Here is a 14725-nt window from a genome sequence, read left to right as displayed (position 1 = left end):
GGGGCGGAGCGCCTTAAACGCCCCGCCCCTGATCATTCACAGACGGTATAAACACCGCACAGTCGTTTATCCGTGACTGTGATTGACCAATCTTGCAAAGGCACAGCGCCATGCCGGGTCTGGCTCGATCCCAAAGATGTCTTTTAGCGTTTGCGAAATATCGCCCACGCTTAGGGTATGTTGCTCCTCCTCGCCCGTCACCAGCCGGATGGTCAGACGGTTATTGAGCAAGGTAAACCGCGCAAACGGGGCTGAACGTGCGACCATCAGGGTTTTGCAAAACCCGCTGTCGGGGTGATCGGACGCATACCAGTTCATGACCTCGTAATCGATGTCGGCCACCGGGGCGTAATCAATCTCATGGACCGCTTTCCAGACCCCGCCACGTTCCAGTTCCACCCGATAACTATGTTTCCCCTTGATCACCCGGTATGTGTCATGCGGGGTGACTTGCGGCGTTGCAATGTCCAGCATCAACGGTGCCGTTGGCACACATCCGCCCAGCCCGACATCGGCCAGCCATGCGTCGCCGTCAATCATCACCCGGTTGGCCATATGGCAGCGCGGGCGCGGCATGTCATTTGGGCCAAAGCCCCACAAAACCCGCCCGGCCAGACCTTCGACCTCAAATCCAAGGCTGCGCAACACCCGACCAAACAACGAATTATGCTCAAAACAATATCCGCCGCGCCCGTCATGGATCAGCTTTCGGTCGATGTTCTGCGGTGCGATGCTGATCGGTTTGTCGTTAAACACATCGATCGCCTCAAACGGAATATTGGCCGGATGCAGGGCATGCAGGGTTTGCAAAACCTCAAGCGTTGCCACCCGTGGCCCGTCATAACCGATCCGCGCGAAATAGGCGTCAAGATCGACTTCCTGTTTGGGTCGGCCGGTCGGCATGGCCCAGCTCGCATTGATCCGGCTTTGCAGACTGTCGAGATCACCGGGCACCGGCACTTTATTGGCAGCGATTGGCAGGGGATTATTCATCACAAGGCTCCATTGACTGACGATGTTTTTTCATCTCATGGAACAGGACGATAGAACCTCAACTTATGTTAGGGTCAAAAGAAAATTTTAGGGCCTGAACCCAACAATCCATAAATTGAACAATCTGCGACGATAAAGGCCGATTGCCATGCATATCATTGCATCGACCCGTCATCTGCGCCGCATCAAAGCAACTTTCCACCTTTTGCACGCAAGATATAAAGCTTTCACGCGACAATCCGATCCGCACTGTGATATTTAACTTCCTAAATAGTGCCGGAACAGAAGGTCACGCCTTACGTTGCAAAACCACGGGGGCGTCTGCGCTGGAACGTCGCTTACATCGATCACCTGCGGATAATTAAAATCCGCCGCCCAAACAGGGAAGTTTGCCATGCGTACTGTTTATGTGAACGGCCAGTTCGTGCCGGAAACCGAAGCCAAGATTTCGATCTTTGACCGATCCTTCCTGTTTGCCGATGGCGTGTATGAAGTGACCTCGGTCCTTGATGGCAAGTTGATTGATTTCAAGGGCCATATGACGCGCCTGCAACGCTCGCTTTCGGAACTGAAATTCGAATTCAAGCCCGACATCGATCAGCTTCTTGAAGCCCACCGCGAGTTGGTCAAGCTCAACAACATCACCGAAGGCCTGATTTACCTTCAGGTGTCGCGTGGCTCGGCTGGTGATCGTGATTTCGCGATTGATCCGAAAACCCCGGCAACCATCGTGATGTTCACCCAGTCCAAATCGCTGATCAAATCGGCCCTGGCCGAACGCGGTCAGAAAATCGTCACCTTCCCCGACATCCGCTGGCGCCGGTCAGACATCAAAACGACCCAGCTTCTTTATGCGTCGCTTCTTAAAACCGAAGCCGCCTCCAAGGGGGCCGATGATGCATGGATGCTCCTTGATGGTTTCATCACCGAAGGATCATCGAACAACGCCTATATCGTGACGCAGGATAACACCATCGTCACCCGCGAACTTTCAACCGACATCCTGCACGGCATCACGCGCGCATCGGTCCTGAAATGTGCCGAGGAATTGCAGCTTAAAGTCGAAGAACGCCACTTCACCCTGGAAGAAGCGCAGAACGCGAAAGAAGCCTTCTCAACCTCGGCCTCGGCCTTTGTCTGCCCGGTTGCTGAAATTGATGGCAAGAAAATCGGCGACGGTGTCCCCGGCCCGATTGCCAAACGCCTGCGCGAAATTTACATCGACGCCAACCGCGCCACCGCGATCTGATCGTCCGACTTTCCGTCCCAACGGAAAACGCCGCCCGTGTGCATGCCGGGCGGCGTTTTGTGTTTGATCATACGCCAAGGCAGCGACAAAGCACCTACATCGCGGCAAGCTCTTCCTCGGTAAAATCAGCGGCCTCTGTCACGTCCCTGCCGGCTTCCAACACGGCCAACCGTTCGCTTAAGGCACCATGCACCCCGGCATAGGCATCCTTGCCCAGCAACAGTCGAAACGGCATAACCGGTGCATCAGCAGCCGTAATCATCGCATCCACCATCCGGTCCGGATCACCCTTGATCACCCACCCGCCACCAAAAGCCGCGTCTTTAAGGTCATGCGCGGGGGTTCCGTCATAATCGCTGATCGGATCGGGCAGAACGATGGACCCGACAAAGGCCGTTCGCGACGGGCCCGGTTCAACAATCATGAAATCGATGTCAAAGGGCTGAACTTCTTTGGCAAGCGATTCAATAAAGCCCTCAATGCCCCATTTGCTTGCGTGATAAAGGCTAAACCCGGGATAAGCAATCTGCCCGCCTTCGGACGACACCTGAACAATGCGCCCGAACCCTTGCGCGCGCAGATGCGGCAAGGCCGCCTTGATCAGCACCATCGATCCCATCAGGTTTGTCTCAATGATCTCGCGCATCTGATCAATACTGGTTTCCTCGGCGGCCCCCAGAATGCCATATCCCGCATTGCTGACAATCACGTCAATACGTTTGAAATCGGCAAAGGCCTGATTGACCGCTGCCTGCACCCCGTCCGTATCGGTGACATCCAGATACACAACCCGCAACCGGTCATGATACTGCGCAGCCAGATCATCAAGCGATCCCTGACGGCGCACAGTTGCAATCACCTGATCGCCCCGGGAAAGCAACCGTTCGGCCATCCCGCGGCCAAAGCCCGATGACGCGCCGGTAATAAGCCAAGTCTTTGTCATGTCAGCACCCTTTCTTTCTTGCTCTGAACATGATCGAAAGATAGAAGCCAATGACTGATGTGATAACCTAGCTTAATTTGGATGGGTTAGTGAAAATATGCCATCAATGAACCAGCCGTCCTTAAACGACATGCGGTTTTTCATTGCCGTTGCCGAGCATCGCAGTTTCCGCCGCGCTGCCGATGAATTGGGTGTTGCGCCCTCGACCCTCAGCCACGCCCTGCGCAACATGGAAAAGAACCTGAATGTTCGCTTGCTTCATCGCACGACACGCAGTGTCTCTTTGACCGAGGCGGGCGAAAGCCTTCTGGATCGGTTGCGCCCGGCTGTTCTGAACATTGAAGAGGCCATGACGGCGGTTGAAAGTTTTCGCACTGGTGGGCCATCGGGCACAGTGCGCATCAACGCATCGGATGGTGCGGCCCGGTTATTGACCCGTCACGTTATCCCGGAAATGCGCAACCTTTACCCCGATGTATCGATTGATCTGGTGACCGAAGGACGGTTGGTCGACATTGTCGAAGCGGGCTTTGATGCTGGCGCGCGGTTGGGCGAAACCGTACCGCTTGATATGGTTGCTGTGCGGTTTGGTCCACCCTTTCGCTTTCTCGCGGTTGCCGCGCCGGAATATTTCAAATCACGAACCACGCCCAACACCCCCGATGACCTCCGCGCGCATGACTGCATCCGCCACCGCTTCCCCAGCGGCAAGATCTATCACTGGGATTTTGAAAAGCGCGGCGAAGAAATCTCGATTGATGTTTCGGGTCCCCTGACCCTTGATCGTCATGATCTGATGGTCGATGCCGCCCGTCAGGGACTGGGCATTGCCTATGTTTCGGAAATCTATGCCGCGCGCGCCATTGCCGACGGGGAACTCGTCACCGTACTGGATGACTGGCTACCCGAAATTCCGGGACTTTTCCTGTATTACCCCGATCACCGGCGCGTACCGCCGCCCTTGCGCGCGTTTATCGACGTGATGAAATCCCTCGACCATGAGTTGCAAACAGGCTATCTGGAAAGACAAGTTTAGGGTCCTGACCCTAATTTAAATAAATCCAGTAAAACTGGCCGCACCACAGGGAAACAGGCCTTGGAAACACACGCACATCAGCGCCAGCATAACCTGACCGGCATTCTTTTCATGTGTGCCGGGGTGGCCGCGCTGTGCATCAATGATGCGCTGGCCAAAAGCCTGATGGATCATTATTCCCCGATCCAGATCATTTTCCTGCGCAATGTCATCGCCCTTCCCTTTGCCGTGATCCTGGCGCTTAAAATGGGCGGGCGGCGTGCCCTTCGATCCCATCGCATTGGCCTGCATTTCTTCCGCGGCTTGATCTGGATTACCGCAACGGTTCTGTTCTTTACAAGCATCCACCTCATGGGGCTGGCCGAGGCCACCGCCATTGCCTTTGTCGCCCCGCTGTTCATCACCGCCATTGCCGCCCTGTTCATCGCCCCGGTTGGCTGGCGACGCTGGATCGCGGTTGTCATCGGCTTTGTCGGGGTGTTGGTGATTGTCCGGCCCGGTGCCGCAACGTTTGAGCTGGTCTCCCTCCTGCCGGTGGCGACGGCCTTTACCTACGCGCTTTTGATGCTCAGTGCCCGCTTTGTCGATACCCGCGAAAGCATGTGGACGCTGCTTTTGTACCTAAGTGCCACCAGCGCCATTCTGACCGGATCCATCGTCACCTTCTTCTGGACCCCGATCCGCGCCGAAGACCTCTGGCTGTTTGCCGCCATCGCATTTTTTGGCACCGGCGGCATGACCCTGATCACACAGGCCTTCCGCGTTGCCGAGGCACCCACAGTCGCCCCGTTTGACTACACCGCCCTCGTCTGGGCCACCGGGCTTGGCTGGTTTTTCTGGGGTGAAACACCCGATGCCCTGACCTTTGTTGGCGCCGCCATCATCACCGCAAGCGGCATCTTCATCATCTTCCGCGAAAGCAAGGTCGAAGCACAAAGCTAACGCCCGCCAAGCTATGTACGCAGCATTTCCCAGCGCACGTGCCCGAATATCGGGACACCCGCCTTCGCGGGTGTGAAGCAAAGCTGGATGCTTCCGGGCACCGTCATCCCCGCGAAAGCGGGGATCTCGCCCCACACGCTCCACCCCAAAACAAAAAAACCGCCTTCCATCAGAAAGCGGGCACAACAGACATCACTTGAAAATCAGCCTCAGTAATTGGCCTTGAACGGCGGTTCTTCGCCACGCTCCGCAGCAGCCGCTTCAATATTTCTGAGCAGCGCCCGTTTGCTTTCGGTGCGGTATTGCCCTGAATTACGCACAACATAATCCTGCCCGGAATAGCCAAGTTCGGCCTTTTTCCGTTCAATGGACTCTCCAAGCTCTTTAAGCGTTGTTCTGCGCATTGATATATTCTTCCAGAAAGGCCAGCCCGAAGTCTCTAGCCGTTTCATCATTGATCCTTTGATCAAGATAAGACTTATCGACGTTTTCTGCAAGTTTCAGCAATTCTGCAGCTTGCATCAGCATGTCGTGGCGCATGCTTGGTGGAGCATTGTACTGCCCCATACGATCAGCAATCAGATCTTCAATCGACAGAAAGCTGACATTTGTTCCTTCTTCAAGGTCCACAATCAGCACACGGTCCTGATCGGCATGGCCTTCCATAAGCTGACGCCCAACCACCTCAACGCCAAAACCAAGTTCAACATGCTGAAAGCCACGTGCAAATGCCCCAAAGCCAACACTTCGCGCAAACCCGACCTGCTCCAAGGCCTTCTCAAAAGACTCCTGCCACGGGGTCACAACATCAATATCGCCAGAAACGATTGCCCCTTGAGTATACAGTTCGACAGCAGCACCACCCACGATAACCGGACGCATGTGCCCCTCACTTTCAACAAGATCGAAAGCACGAGACAATAACTTCAGAACGTCGACGAAATCATTCCGATACGCCATAGCTCACCAGCAGAAATCCCCCATCGCATAGGTAATATGCCGCCCTGTGGCCTCCAGAAGCGCATCCAGCTTGCCTTTATCGGGCAACGTTCCACGCGGCGCACCCAGTTCTTCGGCATGGATACCACCGGTGACAAGGGCGACATCAAGCCCGGCATTGTTCGACCCGGTGATGTCGGTCGAAATGCTGTCACCCACCACCAGCAATTTGGCATCCGGGCCCTTATCAAACGCTTGCAGGCAAAAATCATAGGCACTGGCAAATGGCTTGCCTTCCCAGCGAACATTGCCGCCAAGTTCTTCGTACCGTCCGGCAATCGCGCCTGCGCAAATGATGCGTTCCCCGCCGCGGATCACTTCACGGTCCGGGTTCGGGCACAGCATGGGCAAATCGCGGGCTTTAAGCGCATGCAAAAGGTCTTCGTATTTCGACACCGGATCATGATCGTCGTTCGGGCCGGTGACCAGCACCCAGTCGGCATCCTCAATCGTTTTGACGATCTCGACATCCTGCTGTTCAAACATCGACATATCACGCACCGGGCCAACCATAAGCACCTTACGGCCAAGCTCGGCATACCAGGGATCAGACCGCGCAACCAGCTGGGCATAGGCAATCTCGCCCGAGGCCACGGCGGGACCATATAAATCCCGCGCAATGCCCATATCTTCCATGCGTGCGGTCACGACCGAAGATCGGCGCGGCGCGTTCGACAACAACGCCACCGGCACACCAGCCTTTTTAAGGGCTTCCATCGCCGGGATGGAGCTTGGATACGGTGTCACCCCATCATGCACCACGCCCCAAAGATCAAGGATCACCGCATCGTAATTGCCGATCACTTCCGAAAGGCCATTGATCATTTTATAAGGCGTGGTCGGCATTCATATTTTCCAGTTCAGTAAAAACAGTAGGGTGTCCCGGTGGATACCCGCCTGCGCGGGCATGACAACGATAGGGTCACAGGGCATGGTGACGTGGTGCATCCCCGTAAGGGCGAGGACGGCCCCCTCACAGCAAGGCTTATTCTTTCGCCGTATCCGTCTTGGAAGCTGCCGGTTTACGCGCCTTGGTCGTGGCCGCCGGTTTACGTAGCTTCGCCGCTTGCGCAGGCTTGCGTGTTTTAGGAGCTTGCTTCGGCTTTGTTTCGTTGGCCGTTTGTGCTGGTTTTGCCGCTTGCGCAGGCTTGCTCGCGGTCTCTGCCTGTACTTTCTTGGCTGCGTGGGCTTCCTTCGCCGCCAACGCCTCATCGACCGGAATGCCCTTGCCCGAAATTTCCGGGAAGGCCGCACCGACCGCGTCACTCACATTGGCAAAGCCGTCTTTGCGCAACCGGCGCACAAGGTCTTCCTTGATCTCGGCCACAAGATCGATCCCGTGATAGACCAGCGAGGAATAAAGCTGTACCAGCGACGCACCATTAAGGATCTTCTCATAGGCATCCTTGCCCGATGCTATCCCGCCGACCCCGATCAGCGGAATTTTACCCTCGGTCAAACGGTAAAAATCGGCCAGAACCTTGGTCGATGGCGTCATCAACGGCGGGCCGGAAAGACCACCTTTTTCATCCTGATCATAGCTGTTCAGCCCGACCGGACGGTCAATCGTCGTGTTTGAAACAATCATGCCATCAAGCTTGAGCTTCATCACCACCGCCGCGATATCGGATTTATCCTCATCGGTCAAATCCGGCGCGACTTTCAGCAGGACCGGAATCCCCTTGGCAAAGCTATCGCGCGCCTTAAGCACCGCACGCAGCAGCTTTTCAAGCGGCGCGCGGCCTTGCAATGCGCGCAGTCCCGGCGTATTGGGCGATGAAACATTGATCACCAGATAATCGGCATAGGGGCCAAGGGCTTCGACCCCCTTGGCGTAATCAGACGCGGCATCTTCGGAATATTTGTTTTTGCCAAGGTTCGCCCCCAGCACACCGCGCCGTGCGCGTTTACGAAGTCGGGCGGCAACAACATCCGCCCCGTCATTATTAAACCCCATGCGGTTGATCACCGCGCGGTCGGAATAAAGTCGGAAAAGACGCGGCTTGGGATTGCCCGGCTGGGCCAACGGGGTTACCGATCCGATTTCAACAAAACCGAACCCATGTGAAAGCGCGGCATTGGGAACTTCGCCGTTTTTATCAAAACCCGCCGCCAACCCGACAGGATTGGCAAATTTGCGCCCGAACACGTCGGTCTCAAGACTTGGCGTCGCATCGGTTGCATCATCGGCGCGCGGCACCAGATTGTTTTTCAATGCCCAGATCGCCAGACCATGTGCGGTCTCCGCATCGATCCAGCGGACAATCGGCAAAACCAGTGACTTATACCACCCCACGCGACGGCTCCCTTTGCTTGCAAATACCTGCTCTTTTCTTACGCTGTGCACGGGAACGGAGCAAGGATCAATGGCAAAACCACGCTGTGCAGATGTCCTGTTTCACGTCTTGCCTGCCCAGCAATGTAAGCTATACCTAACATTTCTAGGACAATCGCTAGAATTCACAGATTTGTCAGATATTCCTGACATTTATTGACTTTCCCGTCATTTGTCGCATAATGTCAAATATTCCTGACATTTTAGACAGCAGCATGACAGCCTTTATCAAAGATACACATGACCTTGCCACGGCCATTCGCGCACGCCGAAAGCAATTGAAAATGACACAAGCCTATCTTGCGTCGATGATGGGCGTGTCGCGGCAACTGATTGGCGAGCTGGAAAAAGGCATGCCCGGCGTCAATGTTGGTCTGGCGCTGGATGTCTGCCGGGAACTTGGCCTTAAACTGAGGTATGAGGACGCATCTGATGACCACACGGCTTGATGTGTATCTCGAAGGGCTCGATACCCCCATCGGCCATCTTAACGGCGCTGCCGACAAATCGCTTGGCTTTGCCTACAGCGATGATGCTCTGCGCACGAACACCCAGTTGTCGATCTCGCTGCCCGCCTCACAGCAACATTTTACCGATCACAAAACGCGCGGCTTCTTTGCCAACCTGTTGCAGGAAAACAATTCCCTTGAACAGGTGATGGCAAAACACCGCATTGACCGTGATGACATCGCCGGATTGCTTTATCACGTCGGCCGCGATTGTCCCGGTGCAATATCCTGCGTCCCTGCGGGCGAAAAACCGGCCAAAATGCCCGGTGATATTGCCCGTGATTATGATCGGGTTTCAGACACAGACCTTGATGACATCCTGATCAACCTGCGCGACCGGCGACGGCTTCCAGACGGCCAAAATGATCCATCCCCCTTGGCCGGGGTTCAGGGAAAGATCGCGGTCACACGGCTTGAAAGCGGGCAATTTGGCCTGCCCAAACCGGGCTCTGGCGCACCGACCACGCATATTCTCAAAGTCCCCAAACAGGGTGATGAGGCCCTTGTTCATCAGGAAGCTGCCCTGATGACACTCGCATCCAAAGTCTTGCCCCTGCCCGTGGCAAATGTGAACCCGATTGAGGTTTCTGGCGGTACGGCCCTTCTGATTGAACGGTTTGATCGCAAAATCGAAAACGGAAAAATCTATCGCATTCATCAGGAAGATTTCTGTCAGGCGCTCTCGCTGGCCCCGACCCTGAAATATGAACGCAACGGCAATGACGATCACAAATTTTCCGCAGCGGGCGTATCGTACATCCTTGGTGAAACCGACGTTCCGCTTATCTCGCGGCAGAATTTTGTTCTTTTATCCATCTTCAATCTGGTGGTCGGCAATACCGACAATCATGCCAAAAATCATGCGATCCTTTACCCATCTCTCGGCAAAAAACCGCACCTCGCCCCGGCCTATGACATTGTCCCGGTGGTCCTTGACCAGTCAGTCACCCATGATTTTTCGTTCCACATCGGTCAGGCCAAACGGATTGAGGACCTGACACCATCTGATGTCGCCGCCTTCCTTTCCGGGATCGGATTTAATCGCATCATGCGCACCGAAAAATCCCGCACCCGATACTTCAATGAATTGGGCGGACTTCTTCAGGCCATCGAAGACAATCTGGAGACACTCGAAGGAAGCGGCTTAAAAGCCTGCCGGGATATGATCGCGCAAAATATCACGACCCTTGCCAACATACTCAATGTCGCAGTCAGACAAACACCCCGCGACACCTACATCGCACAAGGCGGCGGCTGGGGCATGGGTTCCTAAGGTCAGGACCTAAACCTTCTCCCCCATCCGCGCATCAAACGCCGCCCGCGCGGCTTCGACCTCGGGCATGTTATCATTGGTCCAGGCATAAAGTGCTTTGAACGGCTCAATCAGGGTGCGGCCAAGCGGGGTGATTTCATATTCGACGGCGACCGGGGATGTCGCGATCACGTGGCGTGCGATGATACCGTTGCGCTCAAGCTTGCGCAGCGTTTGCGTCAGGGCCTTTTGCGTGATGCCTTCAAGCCCGCGTTTGATCGCGTTAAACCGGAGCGGCTCCTTGGCCAGCACCGCCAAAATCATCATCGACCATTTATCGGCAATCTGATCAAACAACAGGCGCGACGGGCAGTCGGCGCTAAACTTTTCAATCGAACATTCTTTCATCATCACATTTCCTGTTCCCGGTCCTGTTCCCGGTCCTGTTCCCGGTCCTCTTCCCCGTACTTTGCGTCCCACATGCCCCACCCGTTAGCGGGTCGGTGGTTTCCTTGAGTATACCTGGTTTCATAAAGGTGCCTCATTGACACCAAGTATATATCATATATCTAGTCTCCATCATAGACTTTCATAGTTTCGGAGACTCCCGATGAGCAACACAGACATTCTGTTTCAGCCCTTTGCGCTGAAATCCCTGACCCTGCCCAACCGTATCGTCATGGCACCGATGACGCGTTCCATGGCGCCAGGCGGCATTCCCGGTACTGCAAACGCAGAATATTATCGCAAACGCGCCGAAGGCGGCGTTGGCCTGATCCTGTCTGAAGGTACGGTGATTGACCGCCCTTCATCGCGCAATGATCCGGGCATTCCGTTCTTCCACGGTGATAAAGCCATTGCTGGCTGGGAAAATGTTGCCAAGGCCGTGCATGCTGCTGGTGGCAAAATGGGCCCACAACTCTGGCATACCGGTTCGGTCAAAAGTTTTCAGACCGAATGGGTCCCGCAAACCCCGGTCGAAAGCCCGTCCGGTCTGGAAGGGCCGGATAATCCACGCGGTGCCACCATGTCTGATTCCGACATTGCCGACACCATTGCCGCCTTTGCCAAGGCCGCCCTTGATGCCAAAAATGCCGGCTTCGATACCTTTGAAATCCACGGCGCACACGGCTATCTGATTGATCAGTTCTTCTGGTCGGGCACCAATTTGCGCACCGACCGGTTTGGTGGCAAAACCATCAAGGAACGATCGACCTTTGCCCGCGAAGTGGTCAGCGCCATGCGCGCCGCCGTTGGCGAAGATTTCCCGATCATCCTGCGTGTGAGCCAATGGAAACAGCAGGACTTTGCCGTCCGCCTCGCCCCAACGCCAGATGAAATGACCGATTGGCTCGGCCCATTGGTCGATGCCGGGGTCGATATCATCCATGCATCGCAACGCCGTTTCTGGGAACCGGAATTCCCGGAACTTGACGGTGAAAAGGGCCTGAACTTTGCCGGTTGGGCCAAAAAACTGACCGGGGCGGCAACCATTTCGGTCGGCTCGGTTGGTCTGTCATCGGACTTCATGAGCGCGTTTGCCGGCGAAGCCTCGGAAAAGGCCGGTCTTGATGCCCTGACCGAGCGCATGGAGAAGGGTGAGTTTGACCTGATCGCGGTCGGGCGTGCGCTGATCTCTGATGCACAGTGGACCAACAAGGTGCAAAAAGGCGCGTTTGACAGTCTCGAAGACTTCAACCCCGCCACCCTGGCCGAACTGGTGTAACCCGCAGCCTTCTGCAACTATTTGCCACATCAACCGAAAACAGCCCGCCACTTACCGGCGGGCTGCTTTTTGGGCAATATTAACACTGTTGACCTGCCGATATGTTACCTTCCGGCCATGCCAAAACTTGATATCAATGCCCTCATATCCGCCTTGCAAACCCGCACCCCCGGCGCGTTTCATTTCCCCGAAATTTATGGTCCGAACTGGGACCAGCTTTACATCGGCGATAAGGTCAAGCTCGGCCATGCCTTCATGGATGCCGTGCGGGCGGGCAAACTGCCCGGTGTCACCGATACGGGCAGCAAAAAGGATGGCGGACGGCTTTATCACTGGGCCGGATGATGACCTGGATTAAGCTCTAACCCAACACCATCGGCCCCAGAAACACCACCGCCCCGGTGGTCAGTACAAGCCCGCCAACCATCAACGCCCCGTCACGCACCGTAATCGCCAAACCAAACACCGCAATCGCCATCATCGGGATAATCCCGGCAAAGGGCACCATTTCAAAAAACGGCACGGTGAACGACAGCATCAGACAGACAAGGGCCGCCACCCGGATGCCAACCGGCCCGGTCAGATGGGCCAACCGCCCGCCAAACCAGCGGTCCATGCGCTGTGCCGTTGGCGTCACCCGGTCCATGGCGTGCTGAACACGCTCCCCCGCGATGCGCCGCCGGGTGATAACGTCAGGCAGCCAAAGGTGATCACGCCCCAACAGGATTTGCAGGGAAAAAAGCGCGATAATAATCGCCAGAAAGGCTGGCACCATCGGAATGCCCGACAATGGCGACACCCCGATCAGGGCCGGCAGGAACAAGGACGGCCCATGACTGCGCCGCCCGAACTCCGACACCATATCGCCGACCGATACCATGCTGGCATCACCGCCGCGTTGGCCAAGGCGCGCGACAATCTCGCGCACCGATGTGATATCGGGCTTATCCATGATGGAGGCTCCGCCAAGGCGTGACAGGACCAGCCACAATCGTAGCTCCAAGGCGCGCACGCCCGACACCGGTATAAAAACAGCTATAAAAAGGGTAAATACGCATATCCTGATAACGTCGGACGGGGTGGTTTGGTTCCACCCCTGACGGTATCAGCAATAAGGTGGCTTAACGCAATTCTTCGGGCAGCACATGCACCCCGTCATCGCCCAGCCGCACGTCATCAACGCGCGTAACATATTCCACCGACAGCACATCATAAAGATGCGGGAACAACGTGCCACCGCGGGCGGGTTCCCATTTCAGCTTATCGGCAATCGGGGCGACCGGCACGCGCAGCAGTTTTAAATGATCACGCCCGGCATAATGCAGCGCAAGGGTCGCGGCCAACGTATCGCCCGTCGAAAAATGGATAAAGCCATCGGCAATATCGTGCGCAGCACCGTCATACTGGCCAGCAGACAAGGCCTGCGCCCATTCGTCCGATCCAAGGACACGGTAAATCGTGGTATGTGTTGTATTTGTCATGAGGGGGAATGTAGGACGCGCCGCATGTTTGCGCAATATGCGCTTTGCCCCAAAAGGCCAATTGCAACATCACCGCCATAATTCTCAAGACAGGCTACCAATATCCCTCATGCCGCTTCATCAACAGTGCTGTATTGAGCAATCCCTGACTTTCCGCGGCGTTGATAATAGCCTCTGTTGAAAGCGCCGGGTTCGCGAACCTTTCACGCATTTTCTTTAAGGCCGCAAAGGCGGTCTGCTCATGAAGCGTGATTGTATCGGCGATGAAATCATCTGTTGATTTGACCTCCATCCCGTACGTTTCAAGCACCGCCGCTGGAAAGTCCTTGAGGTTATCTGTCACCACAACCTGCGCATGGGTGCAAATGGCTGCCGCCACAACATGACGATCATTGGCATCAGGCAAGTCAACAGACGGAATATAGACTTCAAATCCTGTAACACAGGCTTCCCCAAATGCCGTAATCATCTGCTGGCGCTGCCGTGCGGTATCGGCCTGTCCATTTGTCATCCGATCAATTGCGCGTTCCATCTCATCAAGGATCGGCGCACTCCAGCGCGGACGGAACAATTCGGCTTCTGCAAGGCTCAGCAACAGGTTTCGCTTCAGCACACCGGCCAGAACACAGGCATCAAGCAGCGCTGTAAAGTGATCTGCCCGATATGTCATATGCCCCTAATATCCCTGCAGGATAAGATCGGCATCCGCCTTGGCAAGATCAGACAGCGCCTGATCCCGTGTCGTATCGCGCTCATGCTTATAGGCAAAAAGGTCCTCGGCCTTGATCCGGCGATGACGGCCAACGGTGATGAACTTGATTTTGCCCGCTTCCAGCAACTTGATCAGATAAGGCCGCGATACATTCAGTAAATCTGCCGCCTGCTGGGTGGTTAGTTCTGCCGTTAACGGGACCATCTGAAACCCCTGACGCCCTGAAACCAACCGCAACAAATCCATCAGGCTGGCGGTCAATGCCGGTGTCAGGGCAATCGTCTGTGGCTTTCCTTCGGGCGAGGTGACGGTGATGTGTGTGTCCTCACCTTCCTTGGCCTGAGAGGCAATAATCTGGCGCAATTGGTCCGCCGTCGCACTTTCGACCTGTGTCGGCAAACGCCGACCAAAGTCATCTTTCCTCAAGACTGACATTTCACCAACTCCGCTTATCCTTTTCTACCCCCTCCCTCCTTTGCCAGAGGGAGGAAAGCACGCCTGTATTTATAACGCCTGCACACCATAAACGCAATATTCGAAACCAACGC

General features: G+C 55.5%; 17 protein-coding genes and 1 pseudogene. 7 read left to right on the top strand and 11 right to left on the bottom strand.

Going from position 1 to position 14725, the window contains the following annotated elements; translation table 11 throughout:
- Positions 1-66 precede the first annotated feature (66 nt).
- Positions 67-993, bottom strand: coding sequence for an arylamine N-acetyltransferase (locus tag AMM48_RS18105; RefSeq protein WP_198413559.1), 927 nt, complete (start codon positions 991-993; stop codon positions 67-69).
- Between the two features lie 394 nt (positions 994-1387).
- On the opposite strand from AMM48_RS18105, the gene AMM48_RS18100 reads away from it, so the two are divergent.
- Positions 1388-2242, top strand: a complete 855-nt coding sequence (locus tag AMM48_RS18100; protein WP_102785206.1) for a D-amino-acid transaminase — start codon at positions 1388-1390, stop codon at positions 2240-2242.
- 94 nt (positions 2243-2336) lie between these two features.
- Here AMM48_RS18100 and AMM48_RS18095 read toward each other — a convergent pair whose 3' ends face one another.
- Positions 2337-3185 carry an SDR family oxidoreductase gene (locus AMM48_RS18095; RefSeq protein WP_102785205.1) on the bottom strand — a complete coding sequence of 283 codons (849 nt, stop codon included), beginning with the start codon at positions 3183-3185 and terminating at the stop codon, positions 2337-2339.
- A gap of 106 nt (positions 3186-3291) precedes the next feature.
- On the opposite strand from AMM48_RS18095, the gene AMM48_RS18090 reads away from it, so the two are divergent.
- Both AMM48_RS18090 and AMM48_RS18085 read left to right on the top strand, forming a co-directional pair.
- Complete coding sequence (locus AMM48_RS18090; RefSeq protein WP_181951590.1) at positions 3292-4221, top strand: LysR family transcriptional regulator; 930 nt, start codon at positions 3292-3294, stop codon at positions 4219-4221.
- Positions 4222-4281: 60 nt separating this feature from the next.
- Positions 4282-5163, top strand: a complete 882-nt coding sequence (locus tag AMM48_RS18085) for a DMT family transporter (protein ID WP_244271292.1) — start codon at positions 4282-4284, stop codon at positions 5161-5163.
- Between the two features lie 209 nt (positions 5164-5372).
- Here AMM48_RS18085 and AMM48_RS18080 read toward each other — a convergent pair whose 3' ends face one another.
- The 4 genes and pseudogenes from AMM48_RS18080 to AMM48_RS18065 all read right to left on the bottom strand — a co-directional run.
- Complete coding sequence (locus AMM48_RS18080) at positions 5373-5567, bottom strand: hypothetical protein (RefSeq protein WP_102785203.1); 195 nt, start codon at positions 5565-5567, stop codon at positions 5373-5375.
- The gene (locus AMM48_RS18075) at positions 5548-6045 is read right to left on the bottom strand and encodes a hypothetical protein (RefSeq protein ID WP_146030426.1); all 498 of its coding nucleotides are present in this window, start codon (positions 6043-6045) and stop codon (positions 5548-5550) included. Before AMM48_RS18075 ends, AMM48_RS18080 begins: the two co-directional genes overlap by 20 nt.
- 81 nt (positions 6046-6126) lie before the next feature.
- On the bottom strand, positions 6127-7008 hold the full coding sequence (locus tag AMM48_RS18070; protein WP_102785201.1) for a TIGR01459 family HAD-type hydrolase: 882 nt from the start codon (positions 7006-7008) through the stop codon (positions 6127-6129).
- 403 nt (positions 7009-7411) lie between these two features.
- Positions 7412-8458 (bottom strand): annotated as a pseudogene (locus AMM48_RS18065) (quinone-dependent dihydroorotate dehydrogenase); the annotation flags it as partial.
- Between the two features lie 254 nt (positions 8459-8712).
- On the opposite strand from AMM48_RS18065, the gene AMM48_RS18060 reads away from it, so the two are divergent.
- Complete coding sequence (locus AMM48_RS18060) at positions 8713-8946, top strand: helix-turn-helix domain-containing protein (RefSeq protein ID WP_158246487.1); 234 nt, start codon at positions 8713-8715, stop codon at positions 8944-8946.
- Entirely contained in the window at positions 8930-10279 is a 1350-nt protein-coding gene (locus AMM48_RS18055; protein WP_158246486.1) for a HipA domain-containing protein, read from the top strand. The genes AMM48_RS18060 and AMM48_RS18055 overlap by 17 nt, the downstream gene beginning before the upstream one ends.
- Positions 10280-10288: 9 nt before the next feature.
- On the opposite strand, the gene AMM48_RS18050 is transcribed toward AMM48_RS18055, so the two are convergent.
- Positions 10289-10666: a helix-turn-helix domain-containing protein gene (locus AMM48_RS18050; protein ID WP_033368781.1), complete on the bottom strand. Its 378-nt coding sequence runs from the start codon at positions 10664-10666 to the stop codon at positions 10289-10291.
- Positions 10667-10868: 202 nt separating this feature from the next.
- Here AMM48_RS18050 and AMM48_RS18045 point away from each other — a divergent pair, with 202 nt between their 5' ends.
- Positions 10869-11984, top strand: a complete 1116-nt coding sequence (locus AMM48_RS18045) for an NADH:flavin oxidoreductase (RefSeq protein ID WP_102785198.1) — start codon at positions 10869-10871, stop codon at positions 11982-11984.
- A 69-nt stretch (positions 11985-12053) separates the two neighbouring features.
- The gene (locus AMM48_RS18040) at positions 12054-12329 is read left to right on the top strand and encodes a DUF1413 domain-containing protein (protein ID WP_244271291.1); all 276 of its coding nucleotides are present in this window, start codon (positions 12054-12056) and stop codon (positions 12327-12329) included.
- A 16-nt stretch (positions 12330-12345) separates the two neighbouring features.
- Here the strand turns inward: AMM48_RS18040 and AMM48_RS18035 are convergent, their stop codons facing one another.
- The 4 genes from AMM48_RS18035 to AMM48_RS18020 form a co-directional block, all read right to left on the bottom strand.
- Complete coding sequence (locus tag AMM48_RS18035) at positions 12346-12936, bottom strand: exopolysaccharide biosynthesis protein (protein WP_102785197.1); 591 nt, start codon at positions 12934-12936, stop codon at positions 12346-12348.
- A 169-nt stretch (positions 12937-13105) separates the two neighbouring features.
- A complete protein-coding gene (locus tag AMM48_RS18030) occupies positions 13106-13465 on the bottom strand; it encodes a DUF952 domain-containing protein (RefSeq protein WP_102785196.1) in 360 nt (119 codons plus the stop codon).
- Positions 13466-13559: 94 nt separating this feature from the next.
- Positions 13560-14135, bottom strand: a complete 576-nt coding sequence (locus AMM48_RS18025; RefSeq protein WP_102785195.1) for a PIN domain-containing protein — start codon at positions 14133-14135, stop codon at positions 13560-13562.
- Between the two features lie 6 nt (positions 14136-14141).
- Entirely contained in the window at positions 14142-14612 is a 471-nt protein-coding gene (locus AMM48_RS18020) for a helix-turn-helix domain-containing protein (RefSeq protein WP_102785194.1), read from the bottom strand.
- Positions 14613-14725 lie beyond the last annotated feature (113 nt).

It is taken from the genome of Thalassospira sp. GB04J01 (assembly GCF_000751115.1).
Taxonomy (GTDB): domain Bacteria; phylum Pseudomonadota; class Alphaproteobacteria; order Rhodospirillales; family Thalassospiraceae; genus Thalassospira; species Thalassospira lucentensis.
Note: the sequence above shows the minus strand (reverse complement) of the source record. Positions and strands in the feature narration are given on the sequence as shown.

Coding starts and splice junctions, on each gene's coding strand:
- AMM48_RS18105 (WP_198413559.1), bottom strand. CDS start 993: ATGAATAATCCCCTGCCAATCGCTGCCAATAAAGTGCCGGTGCCCGGT.
- AMM48_RS18025 (WP_102785195.1), bottom strand. CDS start 14,135: ATGACATATCGGGCAGATCACTTTACAGCGCTGCTTGATGCCTGTGTT.
- AMM48_RS18060 (WP_158246487.1), top strand. CDS start 8,713: ATGACAGCCTTTATCAAAGATACACATGACCTTGCCACGGCCATTCGC.
- AMM48_RS18055 (WP_158246486.1), top strand. CDS start 8,930: ATGACCACACGGCTTGATGTGTATCTCGAAGGGCTCGATACCCCCATC.
- AMM48_RS18020 (WP_102785194.1), bottom strand. CDS start 14,612: ATGTCAGTCTTGAGGAAAGATGACTTTGGTCGGCGTTTGCCGACACAG.
- AMM48_RS18075 (WP_146030426.1), bottom strand. CDS start 6,045: ATGCGTCCGGTTATCGTGGGTGGTGCTGCTGTCGAACTGTATACTCAA.
- AMM48_RS18030 (WP_102785196.1), bottom strand. CDS start 13,465: ATGACAAATACAACACATACCACGATTTACCGTGTCCTTGGATCGGAC.
- AMM48_RS18050 (WP_033368781.1), bottom strand. CDS start 10,666: ATGAAAGAATGTTCGATTGAAAAGTTTAGCGCCGACTGCCCGTCGCGC.
- AMM48_RS18080 (WP_102785203.1), bottom strand. CDS start 5,567: ATGCGCAGAACAACGCTTAAAGAGCTTGGAGAGTCCATTGAACGGAAA.
- AMM48_RS18090 (WP_181951590.1), top strand. CDS start 3,292: ATGAACCAGCCGTCCTTAAACGACATGCGGTTTTTCATTGCCGTTGCC.
- AMM48_RS18100 (WP_102785206.1), top strand. CDS start 1,388: ATGCGTACTGTTTATGTGAACGGCCAGTTCGTGCCGGAAACCGAAGCC.
- AMM48_RS18070 (WP_102785201.1), bottom strand. CDS start 7,008: ATGCCGACCACGCCTTATAAAATGATCAATGGCCTTTCGGAAGTGATC.
- AMM48_RS18035 (WP_102785197.1), bottom strand. CDS start 12,936: ATGGATAAGCCCGATATCACATCGGTGCGCGAGATTGTCGCGCGCCTT.
- AMM48_RS18095 (WP_102785205.1), bottom strand. CDS start 3,185: ATGACAAAGACTTGGCTTATTACCGGCGCGTCATCGGGCTTTGGCCGC.
- AMM48_RS18045 (WP_102785198.1), top strand. CDS start 10,869: ATGAGCAACACAGACATTCTGTTTCAGCCCTTTGCGCTGAAATCCCTG.